We start from the raw sequence: 20,517 nt of genomic DNA on the forward strand, positions 1-20,517 counted from the left end.
GGCGGAGCCAGCGGTGACGACTTTCGGGGAACAGACCACGGTGCACGTCTTCCGGGACGACGCCCTCGGCGACCACGACGCCGTCGGCCTCGCCGAGGCGATCCGGCGCGGTGACGTCGGCGCCGCCGAGGTCGCCCGTGACGCGGCGGCGCGCGTCGCCGTCGCGGAGGAGCGGCTCCACGCCGTCCAGGTGCACGTCGAGCAACCGGTGACCGGGTCCGTGGCGGGCGGCGCCTTCGCGGGAGTGCCGACCTTCGTCAAGGACAACACCGACTACCTGGGGCTTCCCACCGGTCACGGCAGCGAGGCGTTCACTCCGAGGGCCGCACGGCGGCACGCCCCGTTCGCCCGGCAGCTGGTGAGCAGCGGCGTCACGGTGCTGGGCAAGACCCGGCTGCCCGAGTTCGGATTCAGCCCGACCACGGAGTACGAAGACGCCGAGCCCGTCCGGAACCCGTGGAACACCGGCTTCTCCGCGGGCGGTTCGTCGGGCGGCAGCGCGGCGCTCGTCGCGGCCGGGGCGGTGCCGATCGCGCACGCCAACGACGGCGGAGGCTCGATCCGGATCCCGGCCGCCTGCTGCGGACTGGTCGGGCTGAAGCCGACCCGCGGCCGTGTCCTGCCGAACGCGCAGAGCCGCCAACTGCCCATCGACCTCGTCACCGACGGCATCGTGAGCCGATCGGTCCGGGACACCGCCGTGTTCCTCGCCGCCGCCGAGACGCACTGGCGGAACCCGAAGCTGCCGCCCCTCGGCCTGGTCGAGGGCCCCGCCGAGCGGAGGCTGCGCATCGGATTCCTGCCGGACTCGCCGAACGGTGTCCGCTCCGACACCGCCACCCGGGCCGCTGTCACGGAGACGGCGGAGACTCTCGAACGGCTCGGGCACACCGTGGAGCCGGTCGAGTTGACGATCGACCCCCGCTTCACGGAGGACTTCCTCACCTACTGGGGTCTGCTGTCGTTCCTCCTCGGCGTCACCGGCCGGACCCTCGGCGACGGCTTCGACCGGCGCCGGATGGACGCCCTCAGCCGGGGACTGCGGGAGACCTACCTGGAGAACTGGCGGGGCACCCCAGCTGTGCTGCGGAGACTGAAGCGCACCCGGGAGCCGTACGCGGCGGGCTTCCGCGGGCTGGACCTGATCCTTTCCCCCGTCCTCGCGCACACCACGCCGCCGATCGGTCACCTCGCCCCGGGCGTCGACTACCCGACGCTGATCGAACGGATCCTCGCCTACGTGGCGTTCACGCCCGTCAACAACGTCGTCGGGACGCCGGCGATCTCGTTGCCCGCCGCCCGTGCGACGGAGGACGGGCTACCCATCGGCGTCATGCTCTCCGGCCGCCCCGGTGCCGAACGCACCCTGCTGGAGGCCGCTTTCGAGCTGGAGGCCGACCGTCCCTTCCGGCGCGTCCAAGACCTCTGACGAGTCCAGAAGGAGGCACTCAGCCCCGTGCGGACCACCGGTGACGGCGGGACGAAGCCGGCCGGTCGGCGTGCCCGACCGGGTGTCCCGGGGCGCCCAGGGCCTGGCCGCGGGGCCTCTCCCGATCTCACCGAACCCGGCGAGCCGCCGCGTCCCGCGGTCCGCCGGTCACCCCTATCCGGCCCACCGCCCTGACAGGAAGGTGACGGCGAACACCGTGCCGAGGGGGGCGGCCAGGCAGAGGTACACGGTCGCGACCCGCGGCCGGCGCAGGCTCCAGGCCGCGAGGCCGATCCACAGCGGCCACCACAGCAGCGTGGACCGCGGCAGGGACATGTACCAGTACGAGGTGCCGAGCGCCGCCAGTGTGAGCCCGATGTACACCGCCTCCGACCAGCGCCGCCGCCGCAGTTGGACGCAGCACAGGACCAGTCCGGCGACCATCGACAGGAGCTCGGCCTGGAACATGACGGCGTAGCCGGTGGTGTGCACGCCGTCGAACGCCGCGTCCCAGGTGACGGACCAGCTCTCCCACGGGGTGTGGAACGCGCGGTACCAGCCGCGCTCCTGGGCGTGGTTCCAGGCGAGCCAGTCACCGGTGTGTGCGTGCAGGTACCAGGCGTACAGGGCCGCCGGGACGGCGGGCAGGGCCAGCCACGGCAGCGCCCGCAGGTCGCCTCGGGACCGGACGGCGAGGAGGAAGTGCACGGCCACGGCGGCGGCGAGGAAGAGGCCGCTGACGCGCACGGTGGTCGCAAGGGTGGTCAGGCCGGCCGCGAGCGGCCAGCGGTGGCGCAGGGCGGCGAGCCAGGCGGGCAGGGCCAGCGCGAGGAAGAGCGCCTCCGTGTAGCCGGCGGCGAGGAACACCGCGCATGGGGAGAGCAGGAAGAGCAGGACGGTGCGCCGCCCGGCGCGGGGGTCCGGCAGGTACCAGCGGGCGAGGCGGGCCAGTGCCAGGACCGCGACGGCTCCGGCGACGAAGGAGATCAGCAGACCCGCGCCGGTCCAGTGCGGCACCATCGCGTGCACGGCCCGCAGCGCCAGCGGGAAGCCGGGGAAGAACGCCTCCCGGTTGTCGCCGTCGTCCTGCCCGGAGCCGCCGCCGGCCGGTTCGGGGAAGTACCCGTCGCGGGCTATGTGCAGGTAGTGGTGCCAGTCCCATTGCTCGAACGCGGCGAGGACCGAGCCGGCGGCGCGGGTGTCGGACCGGCCGGGGAACAGCCACCGGGTGCAGTAGGCGGTGACCCACAGGGACATCCGGGTCAGCAGGTACAGCCAGAGCACCTCGCGGTCGGCACGATCCAGCAGGGCGGCCGCCCGCGTCCCGAGCGTCACCCGGGGCGGGAGGCACGGCCGCGGCGGGATCCGCACGCGCGGTGCCTGCGGGCACGGCGCCTTCGGGCGCACGGAGCGGGGGCGGCGCAACGGCGGCGGCGTCAGGGTCATAGTGTCATCTTTCGGGCATCGGTGAGTGCGGCGGGGCGCGGGCGGGCGTGCGCAACCACCCGGTGGCGGTCCGCCGGGGGCGGCGAGAGGGCAGGGTCAGTCCGCTGTGTACGACGCACCGCCCGACTGCGGCTGAGTGGTGGCCTGAGCGGTGCGTGTCGCGGACGGGCCGCCGTCCGGCCGTGGCGAGGTGCCCGGCCGTGGCGAGGTGCCCGGCCACGAGGTGCCCGGTGCTGTGGACGTCGGAGGCGGATAGCCCGGCCGGGTCGACCCCGACGGCGCCAGGCCGGTCGGACTGCCCGACGGTGACTCGCTCGACGGAACGGGAGAGGTGTGAGCGGGCGAGGGGCTGACGGCCGGCGGAGCGGGCACGGGGTCGCTCCGCATCAGCGTGAACGCGGCAGCGCTGCCTCCGCCGACAAGCAGGCACGCGCCTGCCGCCAGCGCGGCGAGGCGCCGCCGGTACGACTGCCTCCCGCGGTCGGTGATGTGCGCGGCGGGCGCGGGGTGGGCACGGCTCCGCCCGAAGTCCCCGGCCGCTCGGAAGAGGGACCGCAGCGGGTCCTGGGGGTCAGACATCGGGGCCCTCCTCGATGCGGGAGTTCCGCAGGCGGTGGGCGAGTGCGGCCCGCCCGCGGACCAGGTGCGTCTTGACGGTGCTGCCGGAGAGTCCGGTCTCGGCGGCGATCTGCTCGACGGTGAGGTCGCAGAGGTAGTGCAGGGTCAGGGTGCGGCGCTGTTGGCCCGGCAGCTCACGCAAGGCGTCGACCAGCACCACCTGGTCCGGTCCCGGTGCCTCGACGTGGGGCGGGGGCGCGCCCCCTCGCTTCCAGGCGTCGGCCGTACGGCGCCGGCCGCGCCACCGGCTGACCGCCAACCGCCAAGCCACGGTGCGGATCCATGCCTCGGGGTGGCCGTCGCGGTCGATCTGCCGCCGACGGGTCCACCCTTTGACGAACGCCTCCTGCACGACGTCCTGCGCCTCGTGCAGGTCGCCGAGCATCACGTACAACTGCCCCGTCAGGCAGGCGACCTTCTGGGCGTAGAAATCTTCGAACTCCTCGACGGTCAACGCGTTCTCCCAGATCTCTTGCTTCACGGGACATACGCCCCCCGCCGGGCGTCCGGTCGACATCGCACGCGAAGAAGCGGAGTGATCGTCGTCACAGGACGTCCGGGTGTCCGAGCCGGCCCGTGGCCGTCCGGGGCCGCGCGCACAGGGCGGGCGGCTCAGGCGATGCTGCCCGCTCGGCACCGCGGGACCGACGGCGACCCACCCGCGCAGCTCCCGGAAGCCCGACGACGACTGCCGGCCCGCCGCCCGGCGCACGGGCACCCCGACACGGCCTGATGGCAAGAAGCGCGCGTCACGAGCCGCTAACGCGGATCGTTCTCGCAGGTGAGATGCCTTGTATCGGGCTGGGACACGGTGCTGATGTCCCGGGAAGAGGGACTGTTCTCTGTCGTGCACTTGCTCCGCCAGGGCGTCGCTGCCAGGAGAGCCTGGCGGCGGCAGGCCGTTCGCCCCGGACGTCGGCCGCAAGCCGGAGCCGCCCTGTCCTGGCCGGCCGCGCGGCGCGGAGTAGACAACGGGCGGACCGGCTCCAGCGGGCAGCTGCGCTCGCCCGCCGTACGGCTCCCGACCGCGAGACCCCCGACGCCCTCGCCACGGCGTTCACCGCGTACGACCTGGACGGGCTGACCAAGCTCTTCGTCGAGGACGCCGTCAGCGAGGTGATCGGCGTCGCCCACGAAGTCGGACGGACCCAGATCGCCGTCGGCTCGCTGCACCACACCCTGGAGCACGGGATCACGCTGGAGAAGACACTGCCGCGTACGGCCGGCGCGGAGCGGGCGGTGCGCTGCGTCGGCGGGCGTCGCGCCGACGTACCGGCCGAGGACATCGGCGGCGTCTGGGGACTGGCCGAGGTGCTGCAGTCCCTCGACACCCCGGGCGGGGCCGGGAGTGGCCCGCACGGTGAGCTTGTCGCCGAGCTGCGGGCGGCCGGTTACGATCCGGCGGCCTTCGACCGGGACGGGATCACCGCGCGGGCGGAAGTCGGAACGGCACCGCGGACGCAGGCCGCCGGACCGGCGTGTCCGGGCTCTACGCCTCGGGGTCTTGACCGGGAGGACCTGGGAGCAGTGCGCCGTCACCCCGGAGTCGCCGCCGCCGACGCCATCCGCTTCGCTACCCTCCGCTGAGCCTCGGCACTGGCGCAGGGGCCGTCCCGATCCGCCCGCCCGGCGCAGGCGCGGCACGGGTGAGGTGGCGGCCGGGGACAGGCGGCACCGGAACCGAGCACGCATCCGGCGCGCCCGGTTCCGGCGACGTACGGGCGGCCGTCCCGCAAGGGGTCCACTCAGGCGGACCGCTGGTGCCAAGCGTCCTGGAAGTTCCTCCGGGCACGGTGCAACCGCGAGCGGACGGTGCCGACCGGCAGCGCCAGGGTGGCGGCCATCTCCTCTTCGTTCATTCCGTAGACGGCGCGCAGGGTGAGCACCTGACGATGCTGGGCGGAGAGCCGGTCCATCGCGTCGCAGATGTGCACCGTGTCGAGCGGGTTCCCTTCCAGGGCGCGGTCGGTCAGGTCGTCGGTCGGCCCTTGGTCCAGGCGCCGAGAGGTGCGCACCGCCTCCCGCACGGTGACAGCGCGCACCCAGCCGTAGAACGCCTCCGGTTCCCGTAGCCCTCCGATGCCCCGGTAGATCGCGAGCATGGCCTCCTGTGCGGCGTCCGAGCTGTGCCGGCGGGCGATCGGAAGGCACAGCCGTCCGACGAACGGAGCTATGTGGAGGAGTATGTCGTTCATCGCTTCGCGGTCCCCTGCCTGGGCGCGGGGCAGCAACGCGGAGGTGACGGGACTCATGCCGGGACCGCCACGCACCCCTCGGCGCCCTCGCCCTGGGCGAAACCGAGCAGGACCGAACGCAGGCCGTCGGTCACCTCGTTCATCTGCTTCTCAGTGAAGCATGCGGTGCTGTAGGGGAGTTCGACGCCGAGTCGACCGTCGAAGGAGACCACGCAACCCATGACCGGACCGCGCCCGGCCTGGGGGAAGTAGTGCTCACGGGCAGGGGCCAGACGGACGTCGTCGATGTCGAGACCGGGCGGGGCGGCGGGCCCCTCCACCCGGCCCATATTGGTGACGATCACGCTCGTGGCCAGGAGCTCGGGGTGCTTGGGCACCGCTGCGAGGATCTGCGTCTCGTGCAGGAAGTCCCCTCGGTCGAGGGCCGCGTGCAGGTTCCGGGTCACCTCACGGGCGAGTTCCAAGGGGTCGTCGTCCGGCGCCACCTCCAGAACGTCCAGACAGGAGGTGACCGCCGGCACCATCATTTCCATGGCCAACGGCGGGGTCAGTCGGGACCGGAGGTCGACCGGAGAGAGACAGCCCAGGGAACTCGCTCCGGGAGTGGCGCCCATCCGGCGGCGAACCGCGAGCAGCATGGCCGCGGCCACCAGGCCGTGCACCGAGACCCCTTCGGCCTTGGCCAGTCGCAGCAGGCGTTCGGTCTGGGCGGCTTCGAGGAGGACCCGGATCACGTTGATCTCGCGGCCGCTTGGACCGCGGTCGGCACCGGTCGCCTCGTAGGGCAGGCAGGCCACCGGGCGGCGGCGTGCCTGCTCGATCCTTCGAGCGAGGTGCTCGGCGGTGTCCTCGGCGGCGACCGGGGGGAGCAGCGCGGAGACGGGAACGGGATAGCTCGTCTTCCGGTCCGTGTCCGCTTCCTGACCTTTACTCAACTCCGCATAGGTGTCCCACAGTCCGCGGAGCAGGGCGATGGCACTGTGCCCGTCGGTCACGGTGTGGTCCACGCTCAGCGTCATCAGGTGCTCTCGCGCGGTGGCGCCGCTGCGCCACAGGGTGGCGCGGATGAGCGGACCACCCACGGGAAGAGGGGAGTTGAACTCCTCGGCGTAGGAGTGGGGGCCGCCCTCGCGTACGAGGAGACGGGGAAGCTCCTCCTCGGTGAGGGGTTCCAGTACGTGAGCAGCGTCCCGCTGGGCGATGCGGCAGCGGAGCGAAGGGTGCTCCGCGAGCTTGACGGCGAACGCCTCGGCGAGGACCTTCTCGTCGAGTGGGCCGCGGACGGTGCAGGACAACACGGCACGGCTGCGCTGCGCCACATAGATGGTCTCCGCCGGGCATAACGTGCGGTGCATACGACTACCCCTCTTGTCCACTGTCCAGCCGGCACGTCCGCCCTGCCTCGGGGCAACGCCAGCGGCTCTGCCGACGGCCATACCGAGTAGCGCTTTCACCGCTGGAAGATTTCTCTGATCCAGATACTTACCAGAAGACAAAGAGGCTGTCCGACGTGATACGCCTCTCATTCGTATCCGGCGTGTCGACCTTGCCTTGTTCATCCGGCACCGAAACGAGCGGGGCGACTATTGCCGGAAGGAACTCCGCGCCCACCCACCGAGGTATCCCCGTCCTCCCGTCGCAGCCTCGATCGCGAATACCGAGGACCGGAGGAACGCTACCCAGCCACACCGACTTCCCCAACCACACAGTGGAATATGGCTCGACTTCGCCGTTCTTCCGCTCTCTTCCCAGGAGCTGCCCGGCAGGGATCCCCGAGGTGGCACATGCCATGAGCATCATCTTGCCCCCTCGACCGGCTTCTTTATGACGAATAGTCAGTCCTCAATCGTGTCCAGAAACGAACTTTCCTCGAACTGGGCAAGCAGATGCCTCAAACCCTTGAACAACTTGGTCTTCCGTGTCCGAACCCACACGCCACGCCAACCGGAACCGCTTGACCATCGCAGATCCCCTCATGCAGGGTGAACTCCCGCAGGATTGTTCCGAACTCACCGGCACTCTGTTTCCTCCATGTGCCGCCCCTATTTCGTCGATGTGCCGATGCCAGGCCGGTAAACAGGTTCCACTCTTCCCGCGATCGGACCGCAGCGGAATCTCACCCCTGCCTGCCGCCACCGCACCACGCGGTTCGGACCCCGCTCACCGAACTACAGACGCCTACTGAGGGTTGGTGCCATGTCCGTCCACCAGGAAGCCAGTCGCCCGCTGACGAAAGCCCAGGAGGGCCTCTGGTTCGCGCAGCGACTCGATCCCACGAACGCCGCCTACAACACGGCCGAGTACATGGAGATCCACGGGCGAGTCGACCCGGGGCCCTTCGAGAGCGCCCTGCGCCAAGCGGTGGCCGAGGCGGGTACGTTCGCTCTGCGCTTCCTCGACACAGGGGACGGGCCCCGCTGCCAGGTCTCGGCATCCGACGGGTGGACGCTCCACCGTGTCGACGTGAGTTCCGAGAGTGACCCGCGCGGGGCGGCCGAAGCCTGGATCCGGGCCGACATGGCGAAGCCGGCCGACCTCACGGACGGTCCGCTCTTCACCCAGGCGCTCTTCACCGTCGCCCCGGACCGGTACTTCTGGTTCCTGCGCGCACACCACATCCTGCTCGACGGATACAGCTACAAGCTGCTCGCCCGGCGGTTCGCCGCCGTCTATTCCTCGCTCGCCTCGGGCCAGGAAGTACCCCAGACCCCCTTCGCCCCGCTCACCCGCCTCCTGGACGAGGAAGCGGGCTACCGGGCGTCCGAACGCTTCGCCCGCGACCGCGCCTACTGGACCGAACGGCTGGCGAACGCCCCCGGAGCGGTCGGGCTCACCTCCGCGAGCGCACCCCCCTCTCCGTCCTTCATCCGCCGGGTCACCCACCTCGACGAACAGCAGGCCCAGCGCTTGACCACCGCCGCCGCCCGCCTGGGCGGTGGACGCAACGAACTCCTCCTGGCCTCCGTCGCCGCCTACCTGCACCGAGCAACGGCCGCCCCGGACCTCACCCTCGGTGTGCCGACCATGAGTCGGCTGGGGTCCAGTGCCCTTCGCACACCGGGCACCACCTCCAACATCGTGCCCCTGCGTCTCACCGTCACTCCCGGCACCACCGCGGCCGAACTGGTCGGTGCCGTCGCCACCGAGCTGAGGCAGGCACGCCGGCACCAGCAGTACCGCGTCGAGGACCTGCGCCGTGACCACCACATGGTCGGTGCGGGCCGGCGCCTCTTCGGCCCGGTCGTCAACCTCATCCCCTTCGACGACGAACCCCCCTTCGGCGGATACCGCACGACCTGGCACCACCTGTCCGGGGGAGCAGTCGAGGACCTCCAGATCAACGTCCGCCCGGGCGCCGGTGGACAGGGACTGTGGATAGCCTTCGACGCCAACCCGGCGCTCTACTCCCAGGCCGAACTCGACGACCACCACGACCGGCTGCTGCTGCTCCTCGACCGACTCGTCGACGGTGGACCTGATTCGACGGTCGCCGCGTTGAGTCTGCTCCACCCGGCCGAGCTGCCCCACGAAGCAGCCGCGGCCACGGCCCCGCCCCCGGCCGACGCCACCTTGCCGGCCCGTTTCGAGGCCCGGGCCGCCCAAGCCCCCACGGCCCACGCGGTGACCCACGAGGGTTTCCGACTGACCTACGGGGAGCTCAACTCCCGCGCCAACCAGTTGGCGCGGCTCCTCGTCGAGCGCGGCGCCGGCCCGGGACAGGTCGTTGCTCTGGCCCTGCCTCGTTCCGCCGAACTCGTGGTGGCGGTCCTGGCCGTTCTCAAGTCGGGGGCCGCCTACCTGCCCCTGGACTCCAGCTATCCGGCGACCCGCCTGCGACTCGTGGTCGAGGACGCCGAGCCCGCGCTCCTGGTGACCGACGCGGGGACCATGCCCCTGCTCCCCCACACGGGGACCGAGGCCCTGGTACTCGGTGACCACGCCGTGGAGAACGAGCTGGCCGGTTGCGCCACCACCGACCTCGACGACGGCGAACGCACCGGCGCGCTCACACCCGACCACCCCGCCTATGTGATCCACACCTCCGGGTCCACCGGACGCCCCAAGGGGGTGGTCGTCCCACATTCCAACGTGATCCGGCTCTTCGAAACGTCCCAACACCACTTCGACTTCGGCGCCGAGGACGTCTGGACGCTCTTCCACTCGTACGCCTTCGACTTCTCCGTGTGGGAACTCTGGGGGCCCCTGCTGCACGGTGGCCGACTGGTGATCGTCCCCTACGAGACGAGCCGCTCACCCCACTCCTTCCGTCACCTGCTGCACAAGGAAGGGGTGACCGTCCTCAACCAGACACCGTCCGCCTTCCAGCAGCTGGCGCAGGCCGACGCGACGATGGGCGAGGGCGCCGAACCGCTCACCCTGCGCTACGTGATATTAGGTGGCGAAGCGCTGGAGCCGGCACAGCTGCGCTCCTGGGTCGAGCGTCACGGAGACCGCGCGCCCGAACTGATCAACATGTACGGCATCACCGAGACCACCGTGCACGTCACCCACCACCGCGTCTCCCGGGCCCTGATCACCGACCCCCGGTCCCGCAGCGTCATCGGGACTCCGCTGCCGGACCTGCGCGTACACGTTCTCGACCACTGCCAACAGCCCGTTCCCGACGGCTGGGTGGGCGAGATGTACGTGGCGGGGCCCGGCCTCGCCCTCGGGTACCTCGGCCGCCCGGACCTCACCGCGCAGCGTTTCGTCACCGACCCCTTCGGAGCGCCGGGCGCCCGCATGTACCGCACCGGTGACCTCGCCCGCCGCCTGCCCGACGGGACCTTGGAGTACGCGGGGCGGGCCGATCAGCAGGTGAAGATCCGGGGGTTTCGCATCGAGCCGGGTGAGATCCAGGCGGTGCTCCTCGGCCACCCCGGTGTCGAGCGGGCAGCCGTCGTGGCCCGCCCCCCGGCGACCTCACGGGAGGCCGACCGCATCCTGGTCGCCTATGTCGTCCCCGCCCGCGGGGCCCGGCCGCAAGCCGCCGAACTGCGGGCCCATCTCGCCCACGCCCTGCCCGAGCACATGGTGCCCAGTGCCTGTGTCCTCCTGGACGGGCTGCCGCTGACGGCGAGCGGCAAGCTGGACACGGCGGCACTGCCGGCACCTGACTTCGCCGCCTCGGCCAGCGGACACACCCCGGCCACACCGGCCCAGGCGCAGGTCTGCGCCCTCTTCGAGGAACTGCTCTCGCTGCCGGCGGGGACGGTCGGCAGCGACGACAGCTTCTTCGACCTGGGCGGTCATTCCCTCCTCGCGGGCCGCCTGATGACCCGGCTGCGCTCGCGGAGCGGCGCCGAACTGTCCATGGCCGACTTCTTCGCGCACCCCACGCCGAAGGAGGTGGCCGCCCGCCTCACCCCCACCGCGGCGGTGGACACCCCTCCGAGGGCTCCCCTGGTGCGGGCCGTGGAGCGCCCCGACCCGGCTCCGCTCTCGTTCACGCAACAGAGCATGTGGTTCCTCAACCAGTTGGACGAGGCCGCCGCGACCTACAACATCCCGCTGGTCGTCCCGCTCGGCGAACAGGTACGGGTGGACGTCCTGAGGGCCGCCCTCTCGGACCTGCTCGACCGCCACGAGAGCCTGCGAACCCTCCTCCCGGAGTCCGGCGGAGTCCCCCGCCAGCAGGTACGCCCGCGGGGAACCGTGAGCCCCGTGCTCCAGGTCGTCGACTGCCCCGCCGAAGAAGTACCGGCACACCTCGACGCGGCCCGCCGCCACCGGTTCGACCTCACACGTGAGCTCCCCCTGTGGGCCGGGGTCTACGGGACGGGACCGGCCCGCACCCTGGTGCTGGTCCTCCACCACTGCGCTGCCGACGGCTGGTCCCTGCGGCCTCTGGCGCAGGACCTCTCGACCGCCTACGAGGCCCGCGCGCGGGGCCGCGCCCCGGTGTGGCGGGAGCTGCCGGTGCAGTACGTCGACTACGCCCTGTGGCAGCGCGCGCTCTTCGAGGGCGCGAGCACCGGCGACGGCCCCATGGGGCGTCAGCTCGCCTTCTGGAAGGACGCCCTGGACGGTCTGCCGGTGGAGATCGCGCTCCGCACGGACCGCCGCCGTCCGGCGCACCCCGCCCGCCAGGGGGGCCATCTGAGCATCGATGTGGACCGAACCCTGCACACCGGCCTGCTGGCTCTCGCCGACGAGGGTGGCGCGAGCCTGTTCATGGTGCTGCAGAGCGCCTTGGCCGCCCTGCTCACCCGGTGGGGCGCCGGCACGGACGTCCCCATCGGCACACCGGTCGCGGGGCGGTCCGACGCGGCTCTGGACGATCTGATCGGGCTGATGGCCAACTCGCTGGTGCTGCGCACCGACACGGCCGGCGACCCGGAGTTCCGGGAGTTGCTGGCCAGGGTCCGGGCCTTCGACCTGGCCGCCTACGACCACCAGGAGCTGCCGTTCGATCAACTCGTGGAGGAGTTGAACCCGCCGCGCGATACCGGCCGCCACCCCCTGTTCCAGGTCATGCTGGCTCTGCAGAACAACACCGAGGCCGTGCTGCGACTGGCTGACACCGCCGTGCCGCTGCGCCCCAGCGCGACCGGGACGGCGAAGTTCGACCTCTTCCTCGACGTGGTGGAGGAGCGCGAGGCGGACGGCTCCCCCGGCGGTCTGCGCTGCCTCCTCGAGTACAGTGCGGACCTGTTCGATCACGCCACCGTGGAACGCTTCGGGCGGGACCTGCACGCGCTGCTGTCCGCCGTCGCCGCGGACCCGGACCTGCGGATCGGTACGCTGCCGGCCCGGGGCCGCGTGGCCGGCTCGGACGAGGAGGACCTGCCCGCTCCCCGCTTCGACCCCGCGGCGGTGGAGCGCCTCCTGCCGGCCCACCCCGGAATACTCGACGCCGTGGTGCTTCCGCCGACCTCGGACGGCGACCGGCCCCTCGCCCTGGTGGTCACCACCCGCCCCGCGGCCGGCGAACAAGCCGCCAAGGCCCTCCAGGGCACCGCGGGTTCCCCCCGCGTGCTGACGGTGGACGCGATACCCCGGCACCCGGACGGCTCGGTGGACGAAGCGGCGTGTCGCCGACTGCCCCTGGTGGACGGCGAGAGCGCCCGCCACTGGGAGGCCGCGATGGCACGGGTGCCGGGCGTCCGCCGCGCGTCGGTCGAGCTGGAACCCGTCACCGAGCCGCTCGGCCGCCGCTACGTCGGCTCCCCGGTGAGCCACGCCCTCACACCGGCGGAGAGTTCCGGACCGGTCCTCGACACCCTCGCCCCCGCGTTCAGCGAGGGGCCGCCGCTGCCCGAGCCCACCGTGGCCGACTGGGCCGGTGCGCTGCGCCGGGCAGCGGCCGGCGGGCCGCACGCCGAGGTGGTGCACGTCCGCGCCGACGGCAGGGAGCGGCGGCGCAGCTACGCCTCCCTCGTAGAGGAGGCATCCCGGGTCCTGGGCGGACTGCGTGCGCGCGGACTGCGACCGGGCGACCAGGTAGTCCTGCAGTGCGAGGACACCGAGGATTTCCTGGCCGCCCTCTGGGGCTGTGTGCTGGGCGGCTTCGTCGTCGTCCCGCTGACGGTGCCCGTCTCGTACGCGACGAGTTCCGCCTCGGTGGCGAAGCTCGAAGGTGTCTGGCGGATGCTCGACCGGCCGTGGATCGTCACGTCCGCCTCCGGCGAGGAAGGCATACGCGGCCTCGCCGACCGCCGGGACTGGCCCGGTGTGCGGCTGGTCACGGTCGATGCCCTCCGGGAGGGCGCCCGCCAGGACGACTGGCACCGGCCGGAGCCGGACGACGTGGTGCTGATGCTGCTCACCTCGGGGAGCACGGGGCTGCCGAAGGCCGTCCGGCTCAGCCATCGCAACGTCCTGACCCGGGCCGCGGCCACCGCCTCGCTCAACTCGCTCACCGAACGGGACGTCTCACTGAACTGGATTCCGCTCGACCACGTCACCGGCGTGGTCATGTTCCACCTGCGGGACGTCTACCTCGGGTGCCGGCAGGTCCACGCGCCGACCGCCTGGGTCCTGGAGGATCCGCTACGTTGGATGGACCTGGCCGACCGGCACCGTGCGAGCGTCATCTGGGCCCCCAACTTCGCCTTCGGGCTCGTCGCGGAGCAGTCCCCGTCGATGGCGGACCGCACCTGGGACCTGTCCCGCGTACGGCTCGTGATGAACGCGGGCGAAGTGGTCGTGGCCGCGACCGCGCGGCGCTTCCTTGAGGTACTGCGTCCGCACGGCCTCCCCCAGGACGTGATGCATCCCTGCTGGGGCATGTCGGAGACCTCCTCGGTGGTCACCGACACGGTGCTCACCGCCCAGCCGCGTGCCGAGGAGGGCACGTTCGTCAGCTGTGGTCTGCCCTATCCCGGATTCGCCATGCGGATCGTCGACGACCAGGACCGGATCGTTTCGGAAGGAACCCCCGGCCGGCTCCAGGTACGCGGTACGACGGTGACCTCCGGATACCACGACAACGCGAGTGCGAACGCGGAGTCCTTCACCGGGGACGGCTGGTTCGAAACGGGAGACCTGGCCTTCCTGCGCTCCGGCGAGCTGTACATCACCGGGCGCGCCAAGGACGTCATCATCGTCAACGGCGTCAATCACTACAGCCACGAGATCGAGTCCTGCGTCGAGGAACTCCCCTTCGTCGTGCGCAGCTTCACGGCCGCCTGCGCCGTACGCTCCGGCTCCGCGGCCGGCACCGACGAACTGGCGCTCTTCTTCCACCTGGAGGACGGGCAGGACGTGGCGGAGGCGCTGCGGGCCATCCGGGGCAAGGTGACCCGGGAGATCGGCGTCAGCCCCGCCCATCTGATGGCGGTCCGGGCGGAGACGATTCCCAAGACGGAGATCGGCAAGATCCAGCGGACCCGGTTGCGCAAACGCTTCGAGGCGGGCGAGTTCGACGAGGCGGCACGGGCCTCCGAGATTCTCCTCGGCAGCAGCGCCACGGTGCCGGACTGGTTCCTGCGTCCGGTGTGGCAGCGCACCGACCGGTCCGAAGTTCCGGAGCCGGCGGGCCACACCCTGGTGCTGGCGGGCCGTCACCCCCGCGCGGCGCAGATCACCGAAGCGGTGGCCAGTCGGCTGCGGGAGCGTGGCGGGCGCTGCACCGTCGTCACCGCGGGATCCGCCTTCGAGCGGGTGGACGCGGCCCACTACCGGTTGCGGGTCGACGCGGCGGAGCACTACGCACGGCTGTGGGACCAGCTGGCGGTGGACGGCCGGTGCGTGGACCGCGTGCTCCACCTGGGAGCCGTGGACCAGGGGGGCGAGGAGCCCGAGACCGTACGGGCACTCCTCGACGCCCAACTCGACGGTGCGGAGATCCTCCTGTGTCTGGCCAAGGCCCTGCACGACCAGCCCGTCCCGTCGGTTCCGGTCACCTTGCACCTCGTCACGGTCGGCGGGCACGCGGTGGTGGCCGCCGACCGTCCCCGCTACGCGCACGGTGCCTCGGGTGGCCTGCTGAAGACCGTGCGGGAGGAACTGCCGTGGCTGCGCACCGTCCATCTCGACCTGGAAGCACCTGGCAGCGGGGTGCAGGAGAGCGCTGAGCTGATCCTGCGTGAGGTGTCGACTCCGGCCTTCGACGCCGAGGTGGCCTTCCGTGCCGGCGAGCGCTGGGTACGCCGCCTCGCCCCTCTGCCCGAAGCTCTGCCGAGCAGCGCTCCGGCACCGGTGGACGGGTTCTTGTTGCTCAGTGGCGGGTTGGGAGCGGTGGCCGGCCGGCTCGGCAGACATCTGCTGCGCACCCCTGGAAGGCGGCTGCTGCTGGTCGGCCGAACCGTGCTGCCCCCGGAGGACTCCTGGGACCGGTGCCTGGCCGAGGGTGACGAGGCGGCCCCGCGCATCCTTCTGCTGCGGGACCTGCGGGAACTGGGCGACGTGCGGTACGCGAGCGCCGACGTCACCGATCCCGACGGGCTGCGTACCGCGGTCGTGGAAGCCCGGGACGCCTGGTCCGCCCCGCTCGCGGGCGTGGTGCACCTGGCGGGACGTTTCGAACAGCGGTCGGTGGCCGACCTTGACCTGGCCGACTGGCGTGCGGAACTGGCCGCGAAGGTCACCGGTGGCTGGACCCTGCACCGGCTGGCCATGGAGTTCCACGCCCGGTCCTTCGTGTCCTTCTCCTCGGTCAACGGGTTCTTCGGCGGCTCGATGAGCGGGGCCTACGCCGCGGCGAACTCCTTCCTCGACGCGCTGGCCGCCAGCCAGCGCGCCCGCGGGGTCGATGCGCAGAGCCTGGCCTGGAGCATGTGGGACGAGCTGGGCATGAGCGAGGGCTTCGGTCTGAAGTCTCTCTCCGAGGCGCGCGGCTACCGCGTCCTGGATTCCGCGGCGGCGCTGCGGTCCTTCGACCTCGCCCGCGCCGTGGACGCATCCCATGTCCTGATCGGTGTGGACCGCTCCCGGCCCTGGGTGCACGGACACGTACGCTCGGCGGGAGCTGCTTCGCACCGTCTGGTGGCCCGGGTGACGCTCGAGGACGGGGCGGACCTGCGCGTGCTGTACGGCGCGGCGCGGTCGGCGGCTCGCGCCGGCGGGGTGGCTGATGCCTGGGCACTGCGCGCGGCGGGCGCACCTGCCGGCGTCGGAGCGGCGGAACCGGGCGACGAGGCCGCGGAGGAACGGCAACGGCTGGAGAAGACGCTCTCGGACCTCTGGTGCGAGGTGCTCGGCCGCGACCACGTCGGCTTCGAGGAGAACTTCTTCGACCTCGGTGGACACTCCCTGCTGTTGGTCCGTGCTCAGGGTGCGGTGAACGCCGCACTGGGCTGTGAGTTGAGCGTGGTCGATCTGTTCAGTCACCCGAGCGTCCGGTCGTTGGCCCGGCACCTGGCGGACTCGGGCCTAGCGGCACGCGCCACGGTCGTCGGAGCCCCCGCCCCAGCGGGCGGCCTGGACCGGGTCCGTGAACGTGCGGCACGCCAACGGGCTGTCCGTTCCGCCCGCCGCTCGGCACCTGGCACCGGCACCATCGAGCGTGAGGGATACCGCGACGATGCATGACTCCACGCACACCCCCCACGAGGCGGAGCCGGCCATCGCCGTCATCGGAATGGCGGCCCGCTTCCCCGGCGCCGACACCGTGGAGGAGTTCTGGGACCTCCTGGCGCAGGGCCGCGAGTCGATCCGGCCGATCACCGACGAGGAGTTCCTGGCGGCCGGCGGCGACGCGGCGCGCTTGACCGATCCGGACCTGGTGCGGATGGCTTCGGTGGTCGACGGGATCGAACGGTTCGACGCCGCCTTCTTCGGCTACGGCCCCGCCGAGGCCGCCGTCATCGACCCCCAGCAGCGGCTTCTGCTGGAGTGCGCCTACCACGCCTTGGAGGAAGCGGGCTACGCCAAGGGGCACGGCGAGTCACAGGTCGGCGTGTACGCCGGGGCGGGCGACAGCCGCTACTACCCCGCCCACGTGCACCCGCACTTCGCTGGCCAGAGTGCCTCGGTGGCGCTGGTGCACGCGGCCACCAGCAACTCGCTGGGGACCCTCGCCACCCGTATCAGCTACGAGTTGGGGCTCACCGGACCCAGCCTGTCGCTCCAGACGGCCTGTTCCACGGCCCTGGTCGCCCTGCACACCGCCTGCCAGGACCTCCTGGACCACCGCTGCGACATGGCTCTGGCCGGAGCCGCTTCACTCAATCCCGCGGCCAAGCTCGGATACCGGCACGTGCCGGACGGTCCGTTCTCCCCGGACGGCCGGTGCCGGGCCTTCGCCGCGGACGCCGCCGGGACCTCCTCGGGTGACGGCGTCGGCATGGTGGTCCTCAAACGACTGGAGGACGCCCTCACCGACGGCGACCGCATCCGGGCCGTCGTCAAGGGCTCCGCCATCAACAACGACGGCCGTCGAAAGGTCGGCTTCACCGCCCCCAGCACCGAGGGGCAGAGCGAGGCGATCCTCGCGGCCCAGATCGCCGCGGGCATCAGCGCGGACACCATCGGCCTGGTCGAGGCTCACGGAACCGCCACCCGCATCGGTGACCCCATCGAAGTGGCCTCCCTCACCAGGGCCTTCAGGCAGAGCACCGACCGCAACGGGTTCTGCGCCCTCGGCTCGGTGAAGTCGAACATCGGGCATCTGGGCGCAGCCGCCGGTATGGCCGGATTCATCAAGGCCGTGCTCGCCCTGGAGCACCGGCAGATCCCACCGACCCTGCACGCGACGCGGCCCAATCCACTGATCGACTTCGCCGCCACTCCGTTCCGGGTGCCCAGCAGGCTTGAGGAGTGGGTTTCGGGCCCCGAGCCCCGTCGGGCCGCCGTCAGTGCCTTCGGGGTGGGTGGCACCAATGCCCACGTGATCCTGGAGGAGCCGCCGCCGCAGGAACCGCGGTCATCGGCCCCCCGGGAGCGACAGGACGGGCGATGGCGGGTGCTCACGCTCTCCGCCCGCACGCCCGGCGCCCTGCGGGGGCAGGCCGACAACCTCGCCCGTCACCTCGACACGCACGCCCACCTCGATGTGGCGGACGTCGCGCGGGCGCTGCGCGCCTACCGTCCCGACCTGCCCCACCGGGCCGCGGTGGCCGTGCGCGGCACGGCACAGGCCGTACAGGCCCTGCGTCACCCGCTGCCCCGGATGCCCGAGGTGCGCGATGGGCGGGACACACCGGTGGCGTTCCTGCTGCCGGGTGGTGGCACCCAGTACGTGGGCATGGGCGCGGAGCTCTACCGTGACCTGCCGGTCTATCGGGACGTCGTCGACGAGTGCGCCCGCGTTCTGCGCGAGTGCCTGGGGCGGGAGATCCGCACCGCTCTCTTCGAGCACGGCGACCCGGGCAGCGTGGACGCCTTCCTCGCTCTGGTGGTGACGGAGTTCGCGTTGGCGCGGTCCCTGATGGAGCGGGGTGTGCGCCCGACGGCACTGATCGGGCACTCGCTCGGGGAGTACACGGCGGCCTGTCTGGCCGGGGTGCTCTCGCTCGAGGAGATGCTGCCGCTGGTCGCCGAGCGGCTACGCCTGATCGCTTCGGCCGGCGGCGCCACGGTCGGTGTGGCCCTGGGCGAGGAGGAGTTGCGCGGCTACCTGGGCGGAGACCTGTCGTTGGCGGCGGTCAACGGTCCTACGGCTTGCACGGTCGCCGGCCGGCCCGAGGCGGTCGAGGCGCTGGAGGCGCGGCTCCTGGCGGACTCGGTGGTCCACCGTCGGCTTCGGATGCCGGCCGCCGCCCATTCACACGTCTTGGACCCGGTGCTGCCGGCCTTCGCCGCATGCCTGCGCGGCGTCACCCTGCGGGCCCCTGACATCCCGTACGTCACGAACGTGAGCGGCACCTGGGTGACACCGGAGCAAGCCACCAGCGTCCGGCACTGGCTCGACCACACCCGTAGCACGGTGCGTTTCGACGCGGGCATCGCCGCCCTGTGGGAGCGCGGTCGGCCGCTGCTGGTGGAGATCGGGCCCGGCGACAGCCTCGCGAAGCTCGCCGGCGCCCGGCTCGCCGGCGAACCCGCGCTCACCGTGCCCACGATGCGGCACGCCAAAGGGTCGAGTCCGGACGGTCAGGTGTTCGCCGAGGCTCTGGGCCGGCTGTGGAGCGCCGGGGTGCCGGTAGAGCTGATGCTCGGGGGCGCGCCGGTGCGCTCGCCTCGACGGGTGGACCTCCCCGGCTACGCCTTCGATCGCCGCCGCCACTGGATCGACGCCCCCGCCGCCTCCGCCGCCGCGACCGGAAGCCTGCCATCGGTGCAGGCCGTCCCCGTCGCGGCCCCGGCCGTCCAGGGACGCTTCCCACGGCCCTGTCTGGCGGTCGAGCACAAAGCGCCCCGCACGGACCTCGAGCGTGCCGTGGGCGAGTACTGGCAAGAGGCCCTGGGAATCGACGGCATCGGCGTCGATGACAACTACTTCGACCTCGGTGGCGACTCGATGCGGGCGATGCTGTTGACCGGACGGATGCGAGAGGACGGCGTGCTGGACGTCCCCGTTGCCGCGTTCCTCTCGGCCCCCACGATCGCCGGGCTGATCGCGCGGGCCGGGAGGGGCGGAGCAGCCGGTACGGACGCGTTCGCCCCACTGCTGCCGCTGCGTTCCGAAGGTGACCAGCGCCCCCTGTTCTGCGTGCACCCGGGCGCGGGCATCGCCTGGCGCTACAGCGGCCTGCTGCCTCACCTGGGGGCCCGTCAACCGGTGTACGGCATCCAGGCGCACGGTTTGGACCCGAACCACGCTCCCGCCGCGGACGCCAAGGAGATGGTCGACTCCTACCTCACCCACCTGCGGGAGATCCAGCCCGAGGGTCCTTATCGTCTCCTCGGCTGGTCCTACGGGGGTTTCGTCGCGCACGCCATGGCCCTCGCGCTCCAGCGTCAGGGCGAACGGGTCGAGTTGCTCGCGATGTTGGACGCTCCCCTCCCGCAGGACCAGATCACCGATCAGCGGGAGACGGAGCGCCAGGTGGCGGCGCTCCTCGTACGGGTGGCCGGGCTCGACGTGCCCGTCGAGACGGTGGGCACCGTCGCGGAGGTCGTGCGGCTGTTGTCAAAGGAGGAGGTGGGCCGGGGTCCTTCCGCGGTCACCGTGGACGAGGCCCTGGCCATCGCCCGGGTCATGCGCAACAACCTCCGCGTCGCTCCCGAGTTCGGCGCCGAGACCTTCGACGGGGACGTGTTGTTCTTCAGTGCCGACGCCGACCGGGAGAGTGGAGCCGACCCGGCCGATCTCTCGCTGGCGCCGGGCAAGGCCGATGCCTGGCGAGCTCGTGTCTCGGGACGCTTCGAGGACCACGTGCTGCCGTGCGGTCACTACGAGATGACCGAGCCGGAGCCGATGGCCCGCATCGGCGCGACCCTCGCCCGAGTCCTGCGTCCTTCCGGCCCCCGGGACCCCGATTCGGCATGACCTCCGGTGCCGTC

The 20,517-nt window shown here is 72.0% G+C and carries 8 protein-coding genes; 4 read left to right on the plus strand and 4 right to left on the minus strand.

The window, feature by feature from the left end; all coding sequences use genetic code 11:
- Positions 1–13: 13 nt before the first annotated feature.
- Positions 14–1,429, plus strand: coding sequence for an amidase (locus tag OG393_RS05350; protein ID WP_327373432.1), 1,416 nt, complete (start codon positions 14–16; stop codon positions 1,427–1,429).
- A gap of 174 nt (positions 1,430–1,603) precedes the next feature.
- Here the strand turns inward: OG393_RS05350 and OG393_RS05355 are convergent, their stop codons facing one another.
- Both OG393_RS05355 and OG393_RS05360 read right to left on the minus strand, forming a co-directional pair.
- Complete coding sequence (locus OG393_RS05355) at positions 1,604–2,875, minus strand: mannosyltransferase family protein (RefSeq protein ID WP_327373434.1); 1,272 nt, start codon at positions 2,873–2,875, stop codon at positions 1,604–1,606.
- A 571-nt stretch (positions 2,876–3,446) separates the two neighbouring features.
- On the minus strand, positions 3,447–3,947 hold the full coding sequence (locus tag OG393_RS05360; protein WP_442817403.1) for a SigE family RNA polymerase sigma factor: 501 nt from the start codon (positions 3,945–3,947) through the stop codon (positions 3,447–3,449).
- A 332-nt stretch (positions 3,948–4,279) separates the two neighbouring features.
- Between OG393_RS05360 and OG393_RS05365 the strand changes: the two genes are divergently transcribed.
- Positions 4,280–5,080 (plus strand): IS1096 element passenger TnpR family protein, encoded by an 801-nt coding sequence (locus tag OG393_RS05365; protein WP_327373436.1) that lies wholly within the window; start codon positions 4,280–4,282, stop codon positions 5,078–5,080.
- A 158-nt stretch (positions 5,081–5,238) separates the two neighbouring features.
- Here the strand turns inward: OG393_RS05365 and OG393_RS05370 are convergent, their stop codons facing one another.
- Positions 5,239–5,745, minus strand: coding sequence for an RNA polymerase sigma factor (locus OG393_RS05370; protein WP_327373438.1), 507 nt, complete (start codon positions 5,743–5,745; stop codon positions 5,239–5,241).
- Positions 5,742–7,043, minus strand: a complete 1,302-nt coding sequence (locus OG393_RS05375) for a phthiocerol/phthiodiolone dimycocerosyl transferase family protein (protein WP_327373439.1) — start codon at positions 7,041–7,043, stop codon at positions 5,742–5,744. Before OG393_RS05375 ends, OG393_RS05370 begins: the two co-directional genes overlap by 4 nt.
- Positions 7,044–7,884: 841 nt before the next feature.
- On the opposite strand from OG393_RS05375, the gene OG393_RS05380 reads away from it, so the two are divergent.
- Positions 7,885–16,662: a non-ribosomal peptide synthetase gene (locus OG393_RS05380; protein ID WP_327373440.1), complete on the plus strand. Its 8,778-nt coding sequence runs from the start codon at positions 7,885–7,887 to the stop codon at positions 16,660–16,662.
- Positions 16,655–20,503 carry a type I polyketide synthase gene (locus OG393_RS05385; RefSeq protein ID WP_327373442.1) on the plus strand — a complete coding sequence of 1,283 codons (3,849 nt, stop codon included), beginning with the start codon at positions 16,655–16,657 and terminating at the stop codon, positions 20,501–20,503. Before OG393_RS05380 ends, OG393_RS05385 begins: the two co-directional genes overlap by 8 nt.
- Positions 20,504–20,517 lie beyond the last annotated feature (14 nt).

It is taken from the genome of Streptomyces sp. NBC_01216, from assembly GCF_035994945.1.
Lineage (GTDB): Bacteria > Actinomycetota > Actinomycetes > Streptomycetales > Streptomycetaceae > Streptomyces.

Excerpts from the sequence above, each read along its gene's own strand:
- OG393_RS05355 (WP_327373434.1), bottom strand. The coding sequence starts at position 2,875 with ATGACCCTGACGCCGCCGCCGTTGCGCCGCCCCCGCTCCGTGCGCCCG.
- OG393_RS05365 (WP_327373436.1), top strand. The coding sequence starts at position 4,280 with ATGCCTTGTATCGGGCTGGGACACGGTGCTGATGTCCCGGGAAGAGGG.
- OG393_RS05370 (WP_327373438.1), bottom strand. The coding sequence starts at position 5,745 with ATGAGTCCCGTCACCTCCGCGTTGCTGCCCCGCGCCCAGGCAGGGGAC.
- OG393_RS05375 (WP_327373439.1), bottom strand. The coding sequence starts at position 7,043 with ATGCACCGCACGTTATGCCCGGCGGAGACCATCTATGTGGCGCAGCGC.
- OG393_RS05380 (WP_327373440.1), top strand. The coding sequence starts at position 7,885 with ATGTCCGTCCACCAGGAAGCCAGTCGCCCGCTGACGAAAGCCCAGGAG.
- OG393_RS05385 (WP_327373442.1), top strand. The coding sequence starts at position 16,655 with ATGCATGACTCCACGCACACCCCCCACGAGGCGGAGCCGGCCATCGCC.